The organism is Janibacter sp. Soil728 (assembly GCF_001428305.1).
Lineage (GTDB): Bacteria > Actinomycetota > Actinomycetes > Actinomycetales > Dermatophilaceae > Janibacter.
The window spans coordinates 475,600-491,916 of the sequence record NZ_LMRZ01000001.1; the positions used below are offsets into that span (position 1 = coordinate 475,600).

General features: G+C 70.4%; 17 protein-coding genes. 12 read left to right on the forward strand and 5 right to left on the reverse strand.

From position 1 onward, the window contains the following. Nucleotides 1–14: 14 nt before the first annotated feature. The 5 genes from ASG73_RS18520 (at nucleotide 15) to ASG73_RS02325 (ending at nucleotide 3,364) form a co-directional block, all read left to right on the forward strand. A complete protein-coding gene (locus ASG73_RS18520; RefSeq protein ID WP_327077474.1) occupies nucleotides 15–974 on the forward strand; it encodes a GNAT family N-acetyltransferase in 960 nt (319 codons plus the stop codon). Next, nucleotides 971–1,432: a hypothetical protein gene (locus tag ASG73_RS02310; RefSeq protein WP_055990155.1), complete on the forward strand. Its 462-nt coding sequence runs from the start codon at nucleotides 971–973 to the stop codon at nucleotides 1,430–1,432. Before ASG73_RS18520 ends, ASG73_RS02310 begins: the two co-directional genes overlap by 4 nt. A gap of 49 nt (nucleotides 1,433–1,481) precedes the next feature. Beyond that, complete coding sequence (locus ASG73_RS02315; protein WP_055990157.1) at nucleotides 1,482–1,718, forward strand: hypothetical protein; 237 nt, start codon at nucleotides 1,482–1,484, stop codon at nucleotides 1,716–1,718. Further along, the gene (locus ASG73_RS02320) at nucleotides 1,705–2,253 is read left to right on the forward strand and encodes a hypothetical protein (RefSeq protein WP_055990159.1); all 549 of its coding nucleotides are present in this window, start codon (nucleotides 1,705–1,707) and stop codon (nucleotides 2,251–2,253) included. The genes ASG73_RS02315 and ASG73_RS02320 overlap by 14 nt, the downstream gene beginning before the upstream one ends. A 73-nt stretch (nucleotides 2,254–2,326) precedes the next feature. Beyond that, on the forward strand, nucleotides 2,327–3,364 hold the full coding sequence (locus ASG73_RS02325) for an NAD(P)-dependent alcohol dehydrogenase (protein WP_055990161.1): 1,038 nt from the start codon (nucleotides 2,327–2,329) through the stop codon (nucleotides 3,362–3,364). Nucleotides 3,365–3,423: 59 nt separating this feature from the next. On the opposite strand, the gene ASG73_RS02330 is transcribed toward ASG73_RS02325, so the two are convergent. Further along, nucleotides 3,424–4,449, reverse strand: a complete 1,026-nt coding sequence (locus tag ASG73_RS02330; RefSeq protein WP_055990165.1) for an aldo/keto reductase — start codon at nucleotides 4,447–4,449, stop codon at nucleotides 3,424–3,426. Beyond that, a complete protein-coding gene (locus tag ASG73_RS02335) occupies nucleotides 4,446–4,922 on the reverse strand; it encodes a MerR family transcriptional regulator (protein ID WP_055990168.1) in 477 nt (158 codons plus the stop codon). The genes ASG73_RS02330 and ASG73_RS02335 overlap by 4 nt, the downstream gene beginning before the upstream one ends. Before the next feature lie 140 nt (nucleotides 4,923–5,062). Here ASG73_RS02335 and ASG73_RS02340 point away from each other — a divergent pair, with 140 nt between their 5' ends. Further along, nucleotides 5,063–6,253, forward strand: a complete 1,191-nt coding sequence (locus ASG73_RS02340) for an endonuclease (RefSeq protein WP_055990171.1) — start codon at nucleotides 5,063–5,065, stop codon at nucleotides 6,251–6,253. A gap of 28 nt (nucleotides 6,254–6,281) precedes the next feature. Here ASG73_RS02340 and ASG73_RS02345 read toward each other — a convergent pair whose 3' ends face one another. Continuing rightward, nucleotides 6,282–6,788: an SAM-dependent methyltransferase gene (locus tag ASG73_RS02345; protein WP_055990175.1), complete on the reverse strand. Its 507-nt coding sequence runs from the start codon at nucleotides 6,786–6,788 to the stop codon at nucleotides 6,282–6,284. A 94-nt stretch (nucleotides 6,789–6,882) separates the two neighbouring features. Here ASG73_RS02345 and ASG73_RS02350 point away from each other — a divergent pair, with 94 nt between their 5' ends. Continuing rightward, a complete protein-coding gene (locus ASG73_RS02350; protein ID WP_055990178.1) occupies nucleotides 6,883–7,731 on the forward strand; it encodes a MerR family transcriptional regulator in 849 nt (282 codons plus the stop codon). 61 nt (nucleotides 7,732–7,792) lie between these two features. Here ASG73_RS02350 and ASG73_RS02355 read toward each other — a convergent pair whose 3' ends face one another. Both ASG73_RS02355 and ASG73_RS02360 read right to left on the reverse strand, forming a co-directional pair. Then, on the reverse strand, nucleotides 7,793–9,112 hold the full coding sequence (locus ASG73_RS02355; RefSeq protein WP_055990180.1) for an MFS transporter: 1,320 nt from the start codon (nucleotides 9,110–9,112) through the stop codon (nucleotides 7,793–7,795). Beyond that, nucleotides 9,109–10,329 (reverse strand): M20 metallopeptidase family protein, encoded by a 1,221-nt coding sequence (locus tag ASG73_RS02360; protein ID WP_055990183.1) that lies wholly within the window; start codon nucleotides 10,327–10,329, stop codon nucleotides 9,109–9,111. The genes ASG73_RS02355 and ASG73_RS02360 overlap by 4 nt, the downstream gene beginning before the upstream one ends. 118 nt (nucleotides 10,330–10,447) lie before the next feature. Between ASG73_RS02360 and ASG73_RS02365 the strand changes: the two genes are divergently transcribed. The 5 genes from ASG73_RS02365 to ASG73_RS02385 are packed head-to-tail and all read left to right on the forward strand — an operon-like array spanning nucleotide 10,448 to nucleotide 16,153. Beyond that, nucleotides 10,448–11,473, forward strand: a complete 1,026-nt coding sequence (locus ASG73_RS02365; protein ID WP_200946648.1) for an Lrp/AsnC family transcriptional regulator — start codon at nucleotides 10,448–10,450, stop codon at nucleotides 11,471–11,473. 13 nt (nucleotides 11,474–11,486) lie between these two features. Next, complete coding sequence (locus ASG73_RS02370; protein ID WP_055990186.1) at nucleotides 11,487–12,746, forward strand: glutaminase; 1,260 nt, start codon at nucleotides 11,487–11,489, stop codon at nucleotides 12,744–12,746. After that, complete coding sequence (locus ASG73_RS02375; protein WP_055990189.1) at nucleotides 12,746–13,474, forward strand: alpha/beta hydrolase; 729 nt, start codon at nucleotides 12,746–12,748, stop codon at nucleotides 13,472–13,474. The genes ASG73_RS02370 and ASG73_RS02375 overlap by 1 nt, the downstream gene beginning before the upstream one ends. Nucleotides 13,475–13,505: 31 nt before the next feature. Continuing rightward, entirely contained in the window at nucleotides 13,506–14,888 is a 1,383-nt protein-coding gene (locus ASG73_RS02380) for an FAD-binding oxidoreductase (protein ID WP_055990192.1), read from the forward strand. Further along, nucleotides 14,885–16,153 carry an SAM-dependent methyltransferase gene (locus tag ASG73_RS02385; RefSeq protein ID WP_055990195.1) on the forward strand — a complete coding sequence of 423 codons (1,269 nt, stop codon included), beginning with the start codon at nucleotides 14,885–14,887 and terminating at the stop codon, nucleotides 16,151–16,153. The genes ASG73_RS02380 and ASG73_RS02385 overlap by 4 nt, the downstream gene beginning before the upstream one ends. Nucleotides 16,154–16,317: the final 164 nt, after the last annotated feature.

A 16,317-nucleotide genomic window follows, 5' to 3' on the forward strand; every position in this document is an offset into this window, starting at 1 on the left:
GGCATGCTGGTCGGGTGCACGCCGACACCTTCCTGCCGATCCGGACCGAGCGCCTCACCCTGCGAGCCCACAGCGAGGACGACCTCGAGTCGCTGCTGGAGTACGAGTCCCTGCCGGAGGTGGCGCGGTACCTCCCCTTCCACCCGTGGACCCGGGAGACCGGCCGGGAGCACCTGGCCAAGCGCCTGCTGCGTCTGGGACTGGACACCCCGGCCCGCAGCCTCGGCCTCGTGGTGGAGCGCGAGGGCCGCGTGATCGGGGACGTCGTGCTCTGGGTCACCGACGAGACGGGAGCGAAGGGAGAGATGGGCTGGGCCTTCCGCCCGGACGTCGCGGGGCAGGGCTTTGCCACAGAGGCCGCGGCCGCGGTGCTCGAGATCGGCTTCGCCCGGTACGGGATGCACCGGATCATCGCTCAGATGGACGCTCGCAACACGGCCTCGGCGCGAGTTGCCGAGCGGCTCGGGATGCAGCTGGAGGCCACGCCGCGACTGGACTACTGGAGCAAGGGGGAGTGGACCGACTCCCTCGTCTACGCCGCCCTGGCGAGCGACCGGCCACGTGATGTCGACGCGATCGTCGTCAGTGCGGTCGTGCTCGAAGATGCCGACGGCCACGTGCTCACCGTCCGCAAGCGGGGCACGGACTCCTTCATGCACCCCGGTGGCAAGCCGGAGCCGGGAGAGACCCCTGCGCAGTGCGCGGTCCGTGAGGTGGAGGAGGAGCTCGGCCTCGTCCTCGACCCGGAGCGGCTCGACCTCGTCGCGGTGCACCGCACGGCCGCCGCCAACGAGGCGGGCAGGGCGTTGGTCGCGAGCGTCTTCCGCCACCCGCACCTGTCGGGGGCGTCTCGACCGCACGTCGCGCCGGCCGCCGAGATCGAGGAGCTGCGCTGGCTCGACCCGACCCAGCCGCTGCCGGACGACTCCGCCCCGCTGCTGCGCCTGCTCGTCGCGGGGGCGGACGCGCGATGAAGGTCGTCGACCCGCAAGGCCGGACCTGGCGCGTCTCGCGGCGGTGGATGCCGTGGCGCCGCAGGACGAGCATGGGTGACTGGGGGAGCGGTCCCTCCATCAGCGACAGCAACCTCGGGGACGACCCGATCAGCGCCATCATCGGCGTCGTCCTGCTCATCCTCTTCATCCCGGTCCTGGTGCTGGGGATCCTCGTCGCGCTGGAGGTGTTGCTCCTGCTGCTGCTCCTCCCCTTCGCCATCGTGGGCCGGATGATCTTCGGCCGGCGCTGGCGGGTCGAGGTGCGCGAGGGGTGGACCTTCGCCTGGGAGACCGAGGTCGGGGACTGGTCCGCCAGCGGGCGGGCCATCGACCAGATCGCGCAGGGGCTGCGGCAGGGGTCGCCGCCGTGGCAGGCGGCCGGTCCACCCGTCGTGGGGGGCCGGCCTCCGCACGGGCAGCCGCCACCGCCTGTTTGATGTCAACTGATTCTTGACAGCGAGTGGAGCGTCAACTTAGGGTTGACACATGGACATCAGACGCACCGGAACCACCGCGATCGCTGTCATGCTGGCCTTGGGCGTTGTCGCGCTGATGACCGGCGTGGGCATCGACGGATTTTTCGGGGGGATGTTGCAAGGGGCCGGGCTGGCGCTCGTGCTCCTCGGGGTCTACGGCCTCGGCATGCGCCACAGGTCGGACCGCAGCGCCTCCCGGGGCGAGGAGCCCGAGGCCTGGCTGCCGAGTCGTGATGACCAGCGCTGAGGGTCCGACCCCCGGGGTCAGCGAGGCGCTCGGCGCCGCGATCCTCGAGGGCATCGACGCGGAGGGCGACCCCCAGCAGCACCTGACCGTCGTGCGACGTGCTGCGAGCGCGGAGGACGAAGCCGCAGCGCTGCTGCGACAGGCGGTCCTCGCCGCACGGGGAGCCGGTCACAGCTGGGCGGCGCTGGGTGCCGAGCTCGGGATGAGCCGACAGGCCGTCCAGCAGCGCTTCGGTGCGCGGTCGTCGCAGGCCGACGATGCAGGGGCCGGCGCGCAGGAGCGGTGGCTCGGCCCGGTCACGGCCTTCGACGAGATGGCTGAGCTGGAGATCGCCGGACGGCAGGGCTGGCGCACTGTCGGTGCCGGGATGCTCAAGCACCGCGTGCGGCGCACGGCGACGCAGTGGGAGCACAAGCGGATCGGGTGGACGGGCCCCCTTCGCCGCTGGGAGGACGATGGCTGGGAGGTCGCCGTACGAGCCTTCCCGTGGATCTACCTGGTGCGCGACACCGGCCGTCCGGCGGAGGTTGCCTGACACCGTTTGGCGCACGGGGCGCCGAGGAGTTGACTGGGGGTGATCCCCCTTCGTCCACGAGAGGAGCGCACCCATGCGCACCGTGAAGGCTTGGGCGGCCACGTCCGCCACCGCACCCCTGTCCGCGACGACCATCGAGCGTCGGGACGTCGGCGACCACGATGTCCTCATCGACATCGCCTTCGCCGGCATCTGCCACAGCGACATCCACACCGCGCGCAGCGAGTGGGGCGAGGCTCCCTACCCGCTCGTCGTCGGCCACGAGATCGCCGGCATCGTCAGCGAGGTCGGCTCCGCCGTCACCAAGCACAAGGTCGGCGACCGGGTCGGCGTCGGCTGCCTGGTCAACTCCTGCCGCGAGTGCGACGCCTGCACGGCCGGCAAGGAGCAGTACTGCACCCAGCAGATCGGCACGTACAACGCGACCGACCGTGACGGCACGATCACCCAGGGCGGGTACTCCACGCACGTCGTCGTGGACGCAGACTTCGCCCTGAAGATCCCGGAGGGGATCGACCTCGACGTCGCCGCCCCGCTGCTGTGCGCCGGCATCACCACCTGGTCCCCGCTGCGCCGCTGGGGCGTCGGCGAGGGCTCCAAGGTCGCCGTCGTCGGTCTCGGCGGGCTCGGCCACATGGGCGTCCAGCTGGCCGTCGCGCTCGGCGCGGAGGTCACCGTGATGTCCCAGTCGCTGAAGAAGCAGGAGGACGGCCTCGCCCTCGGCGCGAGCGACTACCGGGCGACGAGCGACGACTCGACCTTCAAGGACCTCCGGGGGAAGTTCGACCTCATCCTCAGCACGGTGAGCGCCGACATCCCGATCCGCAAGTACATGTCACTGCTCGCCAATGAGGGCACCTTCGTCAACGTCGGTGCGCCGGTGGAGCCCTTCTCGGTGCCGGCCTTCTCCCTGATCCAGGGCGGGAAGTCGCTCGCCGGATCCAACATCGGCGGCATCAGCGAGACCCAGGAGATGCTCGACTTCTGCGCGGACAAGGGCATCGGCTCCAAGATCGAGGTCATCCCCGCGGACAAGGTCAACGAGGCCTGGGAGCGCGTCGTCGCCTCCGACGTGCGCTACCGCTTCGTGATCGACGCCGCGACCATCTGACACCCCACGGTTGGAGGTGATGGAGACCGGTGACCCGGTCCCCATCACCTCTCAGCGGATCACTCCCGGCCGGAGGAAATCCAGTCGTCGCTGCTCCAGCTGAAGTTCCGAGACCCGTGGACGAGCTCGCTGGCGCCGTCGAGGGCGGTCAGCTGCTTGGTCGACAGGGTGAGGGCGAGAGCGCCGAGGTTCTCATCGATGCGCTCGGCACGGCGCGTGCCGGGGATCGGGACAACGCTCAGCCCGTGCCGCTGACCCTGGGCGAGGAGCCACGCGAGAGCAACCTGCGCGGAGGTGGCTTCGAGCTCCTGCGCGACGCGACCGATGACCTCGACAACTGACTGGTTGGCGTCGAAGTGGGTGTCGAAGCGAGCCTCGCCGTTCAGCACGGGGATCTCGGCGAGCCGCTCTCGCGTCATCGTGCCGGTGAGGAATCCGCGACCGAGGGGGCTGTAGGGCACGAAGCCGACGCCCAGCTCGACGGCCGCCGGCACGACGTGGTCCTCGACATCACGTGACCAGATGCTCCACTCGCTCTGGACGGCTGCGATCGGGTGGACGGTTGCCGCTGCCCGCAACTCGGTGGCCGTGACCTCCGACAGGCCGAGGTGACGGACCTTCCCTTCGTCCACCAGCTCGGCCATCGCCGCCACGGTCTCCTCGATCGGGCGCGAGAGCTCACGTCGGTGCAGGTAGTACAGGTCGATGACCTCGACGCCGAGCCGACGCAGGCTGGCCTCGCAGGCCGAGCGTACGTAGTCACGATCGCCGCGAGTGCCGCCTCCGGCGGCGGGGTTGCCGGTGATGCCGAACTTCGTTGCGAGTTGGACCTCGTCGCGACGCGTGGCAAGGATCTGCGCCAACATCTCCTCGTTGGTGCCAGCAGGCCCGACCGTGCCGGGCCGCGGCTGGCCGTACACGTCGGCCGTGTCGAAGAAGGTCATGCCGGCGTCGATCGCGTGGTGCGCCGTGGCGAGCGCCGTGGCCGGGTCGGTCTGCCCGTAGATGTGGCTGAGGGCCATGGCTCCGAGGCCGAGGCCGCTCACCTCGAGGCCGGGCGCGAGGGTGGTCCTGGTGGGGTTCATCGGTGGCTCCTCTGCCGGGTGATGGTCGTGGGGTCGGTGACGGGCGCGCCGTCACAGTCGAGGCCTTGGCTGATGAGCTGCGAGTAGTGCTCGGCCTTGGCGTCGATGGCCACGAGGTCCTCACGCAGCTGAGCTATCTGGTCCAGGATGCGTTCGCGGTGCTCGGTGAGCAGCATCATCCGTTGGCCGTGGCTGGCGGCGCCCTCTGCGACGAGGGCGATGAAGTCGCGCATCCGCACCACGGGCATGCCGGTGCGCCGAAGCCGAAGGACGAGCTCGATCATCCGCACGGTCCGCTCGTCGTAGGCGCGGTAGCCGTTGCGGTTGCGGTGGACGTCGGGCAGGAGGCCCTCACTCTCGTACCAGCGCAGGGTGTCCTTGGTCAGGCCTGTGCGTGCCGCGACCTCCCCGATGGAGAGCGCCCCACTGATGGAGAGCGAAGGGAGGTCAGCCCGGGTGGTCGTTGCCGTCATGTCGTGGACGCTAGACCTTGGAGTGCACTCCAAGGCAAGCCCGGGGATATCCAGACCTCTCCCTCACCTCCCGTTCACCCACTCGACCGCACGGATCGCCAGCATGGGGTGACCCCCTTCTCCCACCGTGAGGTCCACCCATGTCCCGCACCCTTCGCCGGCTCGTCGGGCTGGCTGGCGCTGCCGCCCTCGTTGCCGTGCCGTCCCTCCCTTCGCAGGCCGCCGACTCCGCGACCACCCGGTCCACGTCCCCGCTCGTCGCGACCGCCACCCCGCTGAGCGTCACCGCGGCCCTGGGCCAGCAGGACGGGTCAACACAGACCGTCCGCGGGTACGTCGTCGGCCAGCCGACCGCGAGCGACACGGTGGTCACCAGCGGGTTCCCCAACGACTACGCCATCGCGATCGCTGCGACGCAGGGGGAGAGCGACACCTCGAAGATCCTCTACGTCCAGGTGCCCTCGGCCCTGCGCTCGCAGTGGGGACTCGCCTCCAACCCCGACCTCATGGGGCAGCAGGTCGATGTCACGGGTGCCCTATCGGCGTACTTCTCCCACCCCGGGGTCAAGGGCACGAGCTCGATCGCGCTCGCTGACGGCTCGACTCCGGAGGACCCGGGCGACCCCGGCGATCCGGGCGAGCCCACGGACCCGGGCAGCTACTACAGCGGGACCGAGGGTCTGAGTGGTCAGGCCCTCGAGGACCGGCTGCACGCGATCATCAGCAACCAGACCGTCCTGAGCTACTCGCAGGTGTGGGAGGGCATCAAGGACGTCGACGAAGACCCGCAGGACACCAGCAGCGTCCGGCTCCTCTACTCGGGCACGACCTCACCCAAGACCAACAACGGTGGGGGAGTGGACAACTGGAACCGCGAGCACGTCTGGGCCAAGAGCCACGGCGACTTCGGGACCTCCAACGGGCCCGGCACCGACCTGCACCACCTGCGACCGACCGATGTCACGGTCAACTCCGCGCGCGGCAACCTCGACTTCGACAACGGTGGGAGCGAGAACCAGGAGGCCCCCGGCAACTACGCCGACGGGGACTCGTGGGAGCCGCGCGACGCGGTCAAGGGCGACGTGGCCCGGATGATCTTCTACATGTCGGTCCGCTACGAGGCCGGCGACATGGTCGACCTCGAGGTCAACGACCGGGTGGGCAATGGTTCCGCCCCGTACATGGGACGGCTCTCCGTCCTCAAGCAGTGGAGCCAGCAGGACCCGCCCGACGCCTTCGAGAAGCGCCGCAACGAGCGGATCCATGCGAGCTGGCAGGGCAACCGCAACCCCTTCATCGACCACCCGGAGTGGGTCGAGTCGGTCTGGTGAGGGTTCACCCTGACTGCCGGTCGGGTGATCAGGCTTCGGTGTGCTCGGCGAAGTAGTCGGTCATGATCTCGCGGGACCAGTCCGGTTGGAAGGTCGCACCGCGTGGCTCGAACTCCTCCATGTGCGGCTTGAGGTCGAGGATCGGGGTGCCGTCCATGGCGTCCAGACCCTCCACGGTCAGGGTGGTCCCCTCCACGCCGACCACACGGCAGGTGGTGGCCCCGATGAAGTTCGGGCGCTTCTTCGCCCGCTGGGCGAAGATCCCCACGATCGGCCAGTCAGCACGCCCACGCGGGTGCCGTCCACCGGTCTCCTCCGAGCCGGGCTGCAGCAGGTGGAACCGGTAGAGCACCAGCACGTGCGAAAAGGTGTCCAGGGCAGCCAGGGCTTCGGCGCCGAATCGCTCGGTGTCGAGCTCGATCGTGGACTGGAACCCGCCCCAGTAGTCGTCGTCTCCGGTGGGCCGTCCGCCGCGCACCACACCGATCGGCTGAACGGCGATGGGGCTACTCCAGTCCTGGGGCGATGTCGTCATGACGGGCTCTCTCTTGATGGTCAGGGCCCGGTTGATCGAGCAGCCGGACTTCCGGGCTTGACCCTCACATCGTGTGAGGGGACAGAGTGAGCCTATGACCGACACCGTGAGACTCATGTCGATCGGCACGTTTTCCTCCCGGAGCCGCCTCAGCGTGCGGATGCTGCGCCACTACGGCGACCACGGCATCCTCGTGCCCGCTGAGGTCGACCCCGTCAGCAGCTATCGCCGCTTTGCCGAGGAGCAGCTCGTCGAGGCCGCGCACGTGCGCCGGCTGCGCGACGTGGGATTCACCGTGTCCGCCATCTCAGTCCTCCTCGCTGCCCGTGGCACCGAGAGCTACCGGCAGGCTCTCGCCCTGCAGCGGGATGCCCTCGCTGACGAGCTGCGCGCGGCCCGGGAGCGGCTGGCCCTCATCGACCAGCTCCTCGACCAGGAAGGCGCCACCATGTCAGCCATCACCATCACCCACGAGACCATCCCCGCGCGCACCATCGTCGCCCTGCGCGGCACCATCCCCGCCTACGACCAGGAGGGTCGGCTGTGGCAGCAGCTCATGCCCCAGCTCGCCCAGCAAGGGATCGCCCCGATCGGGCCGGGCGGTGTCTTCGAGCATGACCCGGAGTACGTCGAGTCCGACCCGACGGTGTCGATCTGGCTCCCGGTGGCGCACGGGACCACGGCGGTGGCCCCGCTCGAAGTGCACGAGATCGCCGAGCAGCAGGTCGTGCAGGCCCGCGTGGAGGGCCCGTACACGCTCATCAGCGAGGCGCACACCCGGATCGAGGAGTTCGCGTCCGCAGCTGGGCTGACCTTCGCCGCGCGCCGCGACCTCGACGACCCGATCGAGCAGCTCGGGTTCAACCGCTACCTCGTGGACTGCGCCGTGGCGCCGCCAGAGGCTCTCCTCACCGAGGTCTGCATGCCCCTCGTCCGCGACTGACGGCAGGAGCACGAAGGGAGCGGCCGGCCTGATGGCCGGCCGCTCCCCACACCCTGACCGCTCAGTCCTCGAGCAGGTCCTTGCCCTTGGTCTCCTTCAACGTCAGGACCGCTGCGGCCGAGACGATCAGGAGGACCACCGAGTAGGTGACGAAGGCGTTGGGTCCGATCTCGGTGCCCATCCACGCCTGCAGGTAGGGCGCGGTGCCGCCGAAGAGGGCCACGGCGATCGAGTACGGGATGCCGACGCCGATGGTGCGGATGCGGGTGGGGAAGAGCTCGGCGAAGACCGCCGGCAGGATCGCTGCCGCCGCGGCGACGAAGAACAACGCGACGATCATCGACACCGCGAGCTGCACGGCCGAGTCCTGCAGGTACGCGTTGAGCGGGAAGGACACGGCGGCCATCCCCAGGGCGCTCGCCATGAAGACCGGCTTGCGGCCGATCCGGTCGGACAGCGCGCCCCACAGCGGCAGGATCGCGATGAAGACGAAATTGGCGATCACCCCGGCCCACAACGCCTGCTGGGCGTCGATGCCGAGCGTGGCGATCGCGTGCGCCGGAGCAGCGATGGCCCAGGTGTAGAAGGCGACCGTGAGACCCACCGTCAGGCCGATGACCTTCAGCGCCGCGGCGCGGTGCGTCCAGATCTCGGCGAACATGCTCGGCCCACTCGCCTCGGCGGGCTCGACCGTGACCTCGAAGTGCTCGGTCTCGTGCATCCGCGAGCGCATGACGAGCGCGTAGAGGCCGAAGAGTCCACCGATGACGAAGGGGATGCGCCACCCGTAGGCCTGCATCTCGGGCTTGGACAGGACACCCGTGAGGACGACGCCGACGATGACACCCAGGACATTGCCCAGCGTCCCGGAGACGTAGATCAGGCTCGCCCACAGGCCGCGGTTGTGGTTGTCGGCGAACTCGGACACATAGGTCTGCGCCGACGGCAGCTCACCACCGTGGGCCAGGCCCTGGATGAGCCGAGCGAGGACGAGGATGACCGAGGCGAAGACGCCCACCTGACCATAGGTGGGCGCGACGGCGATGAGGATGCTGCCCGCCGCCGCGGCGCCGACGGTCGCCGCCATCGCGAACTTGCGTCCGCGCACGTCCGAGATCCACCCGAAGAGGAAGCCGCCGAGCGGCCGGGCCGCGAAGCCCACCGCGAAGACGATGAGCGTGGAGAGGAAGGCCGATACCGGGTCATCGGGGTTGAAGAACTGGGTCGCGAAGAAGGGGGCGAAGATGGCAAAGATGCCCCAGTCGAACCATTCGAGGGCATTGCCCACGCCGGTGCCGAAGATCGTCTTGGCGCGGCTCTGCCCATGGGGCGCGTCGTGCGGGGTGCTGCTCGGGGTGGGGACGGCGGTGTCGGTGCTCATGTCGTGCTCCTGTGGGTGAGCGGGGTGAGACGTCGGGCGGCGAGCTCGGCGAGGAGGGTGGCCCCGTCCGGGAGGACGGAGTCGTCGAAGGTGGCGTGGGGGCTGTGGTTGTAGGGGGCGGTCGCGGGGTCGGCGCCGTGGGGGACGGCGCCGAGGCCGATGAAGCTGCCGGGGACCTCGGCGAGGACCCGCGAGAAGTCCTCGGACGCTCCGAGCGGGTGGACCAGCTCCGCCCCGCGCCCTTCGTCGAAGACCTCGGTGATGGTCTCGGCGGCGAAGGCCGTCTCGTCGATGTCGTTGACCGTCACCGGGTACTCGCGCTCCAGGCGCACCTCGACCTCCACCCCGTGGGCGTGGGCGATCCCCTGCAGCAGGCGGGGGAGTGCCGTGGCCAGGTGCTCCCGGGTCCGCTCGGAGAAGGTGCGCACGGTGGCCTCGAAGGAGGCGGTGTCCGGGATGACATTGCGCCGCGTGCCGGCCTCGAGCCGGCCGACGGTGATGACGGCCGGGTCGAAGATGTCGACCTGCCGCGTGAGCATCGTCTGCAAGGCCGTGACCATCTCGGCGACCGCGCTCACCGGGTCCTTGGCCAGGTGGGGTGCCGACCCGTGCCCACCGGCGCCCCGCACCCGGACGAAGAGCCCGTCGGAGGCCGAGAGCATCGGGCCCGGCTTGGTGAGGAATCGTCCGGTCGGCTGCAAGGAGGAGAAGACGTGCAGGCCGTAGGCGGCCTCGACCCGGGACCCGGCGGCCTCGAGCACCCCCTCGCGGATCATGTGCGAGGCGCCGTCCCAGCCCTCCTCGCCGGGCTGGAACATCAGCACGACGTCGCCCGCCAGGCGGTCACGCTGACCGGCGAGCAGGTGGGCGGCGCCGACGAGCATCGCGGTGTGCAGGTCGTGGCCGCAGGCGTGCATCGCGCCGTCGACCTGCGAGCGGTGGTCGAGGTCGGTCCGCTCCGTCACCGGGAGGGCGTCCATGTCGCCGCGCAGGAGGACCGCCGGAGCCGCTCCCTTCGTCGCACCGCCGCGCAGGACGGCGGTGACGGAGGTCGAGGAGGTGCCCAGGGTGATCTCCAGCGGGAGGCCGTCGAGCGCGGTGAGCACCCGCTCCTGGGTGCGGGGCAGCTGCAGCCCGATCTCGGGCTCTCGGTGCAGGTCGCGGCGCAGACGAGTCATCTCGTCGGCGAGCGCGGTTGCGTCGTCCAGCAGGGTCATGTGGTCCTCCGGCGTCGTTGCAGGATCCCTGGGCTGCGGACAAGTGTGCGATCCTCGACCTCTGCATGCGGTGAGACGTACGATTTCGTGACGCCGAGCGGATGATCGAGGAGGATTCGTGCTGACCACGGCCTTCGACGAGCTCGACCTCCAGCTGCTCCACGGGCTGCAGATCGCGCCGCGCGTCCCCTGGGCCCAGGCGGCGCGGATCCTCGGGACGAGTCCGGTGACCCTGATGAGTCGGTGGGATCGTCTGCGCGACGAGGGGCTCGCGTGGGTCGTGGCGCACCCGTCGGGGGAGGGCGATGTCCTGACGGCCTTCGTGGACGTCGACCTCGAGCCGGGGCGGCAGAGCGAGGCGGTCGCGACCCTCGTGCGAGACCCTCGCGCGCTGTCCATCGAGCAGAGCGCCCGCGGCCGTGACCTGATGATCACCGTCATGGCGCGGGACCTGGGCGCCCTGTCCCGCTTCGTCCTCGACGACCTGCCGAGGGTGCCGGGTGTCCGGCGCCAACGCACCTCGCTCGCCCTGCAGATCCACCGGCAGGGCCGCGACTGGCGGTTGCAGTCGCTCGACCAGCACCAGCGGGAGGGGTTCGAGATCGCGCGCCGCCAGTCGACCGCGCCCGCCGGCCCGCTGCCCCGTGACCCGCAGCCGATCATCGACCTGCTGGCGGCGGACGGGCGAGCGGGTGCCGCGGACATCGCCAGGTCCGCCGGTCGCAACCCGGCGACCGTGCGCCGTCACCTCGGCCGGGTCGTCGGGTCGGGACTGCTGTCCTTCCGCTGCGAGATCGCCCAGGACCCGACGCTCTGGGGGCTGCACTGCACGTGGCTGGCGCGTGTGCCCGAGGAGAGCAAGGAGCGGACCGTCGCCGCGCTCGCGACCCTGCCCGAGCTGCGCCTGTGCGTCTCGACCTCCGGCGAGACCAACCTGCTCGTGTCGGTCTGGGCCCGCTCGCCGTCGGACCTGATGCGGCTCGAGCGCCTGGTGGGCGAGCGTCTGCCGTGGCTGTCCCTCGTCGAGTCCGTCGTCATCCTGCGCACACCCAAGCGATTCGGCTGGGTCGTCGACGAGCGCGGCCGGGCCACCGGCGAGGTCATCCCGCCCGTGATCATCGGCGACGACCCGGGCACCGCGTGACAGGATCGGCCGCATGGACAACCCCGTGCCCGACTACCTGGCCGAGGTCGCCGAAGCCTGCGCGTCACTGACCTCCGGCGAGCCGGCCTCCTACATCCCCGAGCTGGCCGCGGTCGACCCGGACCGCTACGGGGTCGCGATGGCGACGATCGACGGGACGCTGTACTCCGTCGGCGATGCTCGTCGGGAGTTCACGATCCAGTCGATCTCCAAGGCATTCGTCTACGGGCTGGCGGTGCGCGAGCGCGGCCTGACCGAGGTGCTGCGCAAGGTCGACGTCGAGCCGTCGGGCGACCCCTTCGACGAGCTGTCGCTCGAGGACGGCACCGGGCGGCCGCGCAACCCGATGATCAACGCCGGCGCGATCACGGCGCATGCCCTCGTCGGCGGCGACGGGGTGAGCTCCGCGGGACGCTTCGAGGAGATCCACCAGCTGCTGTGCGACCTCGCCGGGCGCGAGCTGGCGGTCGACGAGGAGGTCTGGGCCTCGGAGATGTCGGTGAGCGATCGCAACCTGGCGATCGCGCACCTCCTGCGCAGCCACGGCATCATCAGCGACTCGCCCGAGGAGGTCGTCTCCGCCTACGTGCGTCAGTGCGCCGTGCTCGTCACGGCCGAGGACCTCGCGGTGATGGCGGCGACGCTGGCCAACGCGGGGGTGCAGCCGGTGACGGGCCAGCGGATCTTCTCCGGGCAGCAGGTGCGCCACCTGCTCTCGGTCATGCTGACCTGCGGCATGTACGACTCCGCCGGGGACTGGGTCTCCAACGTCGGGATCCCGGCCAAGAGCGGGGTGGGCGGTGGGATCATCGGCGCGCTGCCGGGTCAGGTCGGCATCGCGACCTTCGCCCCGCGTCTGGACCCCCACGGCAGCAGCGTGCGCGGGATCGAGACCTTCGAGCGGCTCTCCCACGACATGGGACTGCACCTTATGGAGGTCGCCCCGCCCGCCCGGTCGGTCATCCAGCGCTCCCGCGTCGTCGGGGAGGGAGAGGACGCGATCCGCGTCTTCGAGCTGGCGGGGACGATCGGGTTCACCGGCGCCGAGCGCGTCGTGCGGCGCCTGTCGGAGGACGAGCCGGTCGAGCAGACGATCGCCGTCGACCTCACCCATGTGCACTCGGTGGGTGGCCCGGCACGGCACATGCTCCTCGAGGCCCTGCGCCGGCTGCGGCTCGACGGGTACACGGTCTACCTCATCGACCACGACGAGGTCCTGCCCGACCCCGACCCCGGTGACGGCGAGGTCGTCGAGCAGCTGCAGGAGCTGTGATGCTGCGCCGCCTGATCTACCCGGTGCCCGCCTGGGACCCCGACATCGGACTCCCCGTCCAGACGACGAAGGGTGGTACCCACCTCATCCACTCCCCGGCGCCCGACGCGGGTCGCACCGTCGTCTACCTGCACGGCAATGGTTCCGACCTGGCCTCGATCAGCCCGCTCGCCGGCCTCTTCGTTCGGCACGGGCTGGGCTTCGCCGCCATCGAGTACCCCGGCTACGGCCCCGCGTCGGGGCGCGCCGACCAGGAGGGGATCCTCGCTGCCGCACGTGACGGACTCGCGCACCTCTCCCTTCCTGCCGCGCGCACCGTCCTCGTGGGGGAGTCGCTCGGTTCGTCGGTGGCCGCGCACCTCGCGGCGGAGGGACTGCTCACCGATGACGAAGGGAGCGGACGACTCGTCCTCATCTCTCCCTTCACCTCGATGACCGCGATGGTGCAGCAGGTCGTACGGGTCTTCCCCCGACGGCTGGTCCCGGACCGGTGGGAGACCGATGTGCTGCTCGACCGGATCGAGGTGCCGACCCTGCTCGTGCACGGCGAGCTCGACGACCTCGTCCCGCCGGCGATGAGCGCACAGCTCGAGCGAGGTCTGGCGTCGGCGCGGCGTGTGGTCGTGCCCGGACGTACGCACAACGACCTGTGGGAGTCGCCGAGCGAGTGCCTGGCCGCCGTCGCCCGCTTCGCCCGGGGCGACCAGCAGGAAAACCCGCTGTACTGACGCGGCGCACCCGGAGTAGATTGTGTGTGCGATGCAGACAACTGGATGGCAGGCACACCGGGACGCCGTCGACCGGCTCGTGCGCTCCCATGACTCGATCCCGGTCGGCTCGCCCGTGCGCCTGGCCAAGCGCACCTCCAACCTCTTCCGCCACCGTGCCACGGCCGATGTGCCGGGTCTCGACGTCTCCGGGCTGGCCGGCGTCATCGAGGTCGACCCCGGCACCCGGACCGCGCAGGTGCAGGGCATGTGCACCTACGAGGACCTCGTCGCCGCCACGCTGCCGCACGGACTCATCCCGCTCGTCGTGCCGCAGCTGCGCACGATCACCCTCGGCGGCGCAGTCACCGGGCTGGGCATCGAGGCGACCAGCTTCCGCAACGGCCTGCCGCACGAGTCGGTCCTCGAGATGGACATCCTCACCGGCTCCGGCGAGGTCGTCACCGCGCGGCCTGACAACGAGCACGCCGACCTCTTCTTCGCCTTCCCCAACTCCTACGGCTCGCTCGGCTACGCCGTGCGCCTGCACATCGAGCTCGAGGCCGTCCCGCCGCGAGTCGCGTTGCGGCACCTGCGCTTCCACGACGCGCAGTCGGCCACGGACGCGATCGACGCGATCGTCGTGGCCGGTGAGCACGAGGGCGTGCGAGTCGACGCGCTCGATGGCGCCGCCTTCACGCCCGACGAGATCTACCTGACGCTGGCCACCTGGACGCATGACGCCCGGCCGACGAGTGACTACACCGGTCAGCAGATCTACTACCGCTCCCTGCAGGAGCGCACGCGCGACCTGCTGACCATGCACGACTACCTGTGGCGGTGGGACACCGACTGGTTCTGGTGCTCCGGAGCCTTCGGGGTGCAGAACCCGCTCGTGCGTCGGCTCTGGCCGCGCCGGTGGCGCCGGTCGGACGTCTATCACCGGCTCGTCGGCCTCGACCAGCGCTTCGACATCGTGGGGCGGCTCGACGCTCGCGCCGGTCGGCCGCAGCGCGAGCGAGTCATCCAGGACATCGAGGTGCCCACCGAGCGACTGCCTGAGTTCCTCGCGTGGTTCGACGCAGAGGTGGGCATGCGACCGGTCTGGCTGTGCCCCCTTCGGCTGAGGGAGGGTCCTGACGGGATCCGCACCTGGCCCTCCTACCCCCTCGACCCGGGCCGCACCTACGTCAACGTCGGCTTCTGGGGCACGGTGCACGTCGGTGACGACGCGCCGAAGGGCCCCACCAACCGGGCCATCGAGACGCGGGTCCACGAGCTCGGCGGGCACAAGTCGCTCTACTCCGAGGCCTTCTACCCGCGTGACGTCTTCGACCGCCTCTACGACGGTGCAAACCGCGCTGCTGTCCAGCAGCGATATGACCCGGCCGGCCGCCTGACCGACCTCTACGACAAGGTGGTGCGGACCCTGTGAGCACGATCAACATTGCTGAAGCCCTCGCCGGCGTGATGCCAGCCGACCTCCCGGTGCGACTCACGGCCTACGACGGCAGCTCTGCCGGTCCGGCCGATGCCGAGATCGGCCTCGAGCTGCGCAACGAGCAGGGGCTGCGGTACCTGCTCACCGCCCCGGGTGACCTCGGCTTCGCGCGGGCGTGGGTGGCGGGCGACCTCGTCGGGACCGGCTTCCACCCCGGCAACCTCTACCCCGTCCTGGATCTCATGACCAGCACCGCCCGTTGGCGGATCCCCGGTCCGGTGGAGGCTCTCAAGCTCGTGCGCGGCCTCGGGTGGGAATACCTCAACCCGCCGCCGATCCCGCCCCAGGAGCACCTGCCGCGCTGGCGCCGCGTCGTCGAGGGCCTGCGGCACAGTCGCGCCCGCGACGCCGAGGTGATCCACCACCACTACGACGTGTCCAACCGCTTCTACGAGATGGTCCTCGGGCCGTCGATGACCTACACGTGCGCGGTCTTCCCCACGGCCGACGCGACGCTCGAGGAGGCGCAGGCCTGCAAGTACGAGCTCATCTCCCGCAAGCTCGACCTGCAACCCGGGCAGCGGCTGCTCGACGTCGGCTGCGGCTGGGGCGGCATGGTGATCCACGCGGCCAAGCACCACGGCGTCAAGGCCCTCGGTGTGACCCTCTCGCAGGAGCAGGCCGACTGGGCGAAGCTGGCCATCGACCGCGAAGGCCTCGGCGATCTCGCCGAGGTGCGCTTCATGGACTACCGCGACGTGCCCGAAGGTGACTTCGACGCGGTGAGCTCGATCGGTCTGACCGAGCACATCGGGGCGAGCAACTACCCGGCCTACTTCGCTGCCCTGCGCGGCAAGCTGCGTCCCCACGGTCGGCTGCTCAACCACTCCATCACGCGCGACCAGAACCGCTCGACGCGTACCGGGGCGGTCATCGACCGCTACGTCTTCCCCGACGGTGAGCTCACCGGCTCGGGGGCCCTGCTCGTCCAGCTGCAGGACGCCGGTCTGGAGCTGCAGCACGCAGAGAACTTCCGCATGCACTACGCCCGCACCCTCGCCTGCTGGGTCGACAACCTCGTCGCCAACTGGGACGAGGCAGTGGCCGAGGTCGGCGAGGGCACCGCCCGCCTGTGGGGGCTCTACATGGTCGGCTCGCGCATCGGGTTCGAGCGCAACGACATCCAGCTGACCCACCTGCTCGCCACGAAGACCGACGACGTCGGGGTGAGCGCCTACCCCCTTCGCCACACCTTCTAGGGGGCTGGGGGCGGCCGGGTGGCTGGGGCGGCCGGGTGGAGGTAAACGCGCGGATGAATCGTCGGCGTGTCGACATCCACCCGCCCCCGTCCGTCGGCGCCCCCGCTCCGGGTGGAGGTAAACGCGCGGATGAATCACCGGCGGGTTTACCTCCACCCAGCGAA

Coding starts and splice junctions, on each gene's coding strand:
- ASG73_RS02350 (WP_055990178.1), top strand. CDS start 6,883: ATGACCGACACCGTGAGACTCATGTCGATCGGCACGTTTTCCTCCCGG.
- ASG73_RS02315 (WP_055990157.1), top strand. CDS start 1,482: ATGGACATCAGACGCACCGGAACCACCGCGATCGCTGTCATGCTGGCC.
- ASG73_RS02345 (WP_055990175.1), bottom strand. CDS start 6,788: ATGACGACATCGCCCCAGGACTGGAGTAGCCCCATCGCCGTTCAGCCG.
- ASG73_RS02375 (WP_055990189.1), top strand. CDS start 12,746: ATGCTGCGCCGCCTGATCTACCCGGTGCCCGCCTGGGACCCCGACATC.
- ASG73_RS02370 (WP_055990186.1), top strand. CDS start 11,487: ATGGACAACCCCGTGCCCGACTACCTGGCCGAGGTCGCCGAAGCCTGC.
- ASG73_RS02320 (WP_055990159.1), top strand. CDS start 1,705: ATGACCAGCGCTGAGGGTCCGACCCCCGGGGTCAGCGAGGCGCTCGGC.
- ASG73_RS02360 (WP_055990183.1), bottom strand. CDS start 10,329: ATGACCCTGCTGGACGACGCAACCGCGCTCGCCGACGAGATGACTCGT.
- ASG73_RS02325 (WP_055990161.1), top strand. CDS start 2,327: ATGCGCACCGTGAAGGCTTGGGCGGCCACGTCCGCCACCGCACCCCTG.
- ASG73_RS02310 (WP_055990155.1), top strand. CDS start 971: ATGAAGGTCGTCGACCCGCAAGGCCGGACCTGGCGCGTCTCGCGGCGG.
- ASG73_RS02330 (WP_055990165.1), bottom strand. CDS start 4,449: ATGAACCCCACCAGGACCACCCTCGCGCCCGGCCTCGAGGTGAGCGGC.
- ASG73_RS02355 (WP_055990180.1), bottom strand. CDS start 9,112: ATGAGCACCGACACCGCCGTCCCCACCCCGAGCAGCACCCCGCACGAC.
- ASG73_RS02340 (WP_055990171.1), top strand. CDS start 5,063: ATGTCCCGCACCCTTCGCCGGCTCGTCGGGCTGGCTGGCGCTGCCGCC.
- ASG73_RS02335 (WP_055990168.1), bottom strand. CDS start 4,922: ATGACGGCAACGACCACCCGGGCTGACCTCCCTTCGCTCTCCATCAGT.
- ASG73_RS02380 (WP_055990192.1), top strand. CDS start 13,506: ATGCAGACAACTGGATGGCAGGCACACCGGGACGCCGTCGACCGGCTC.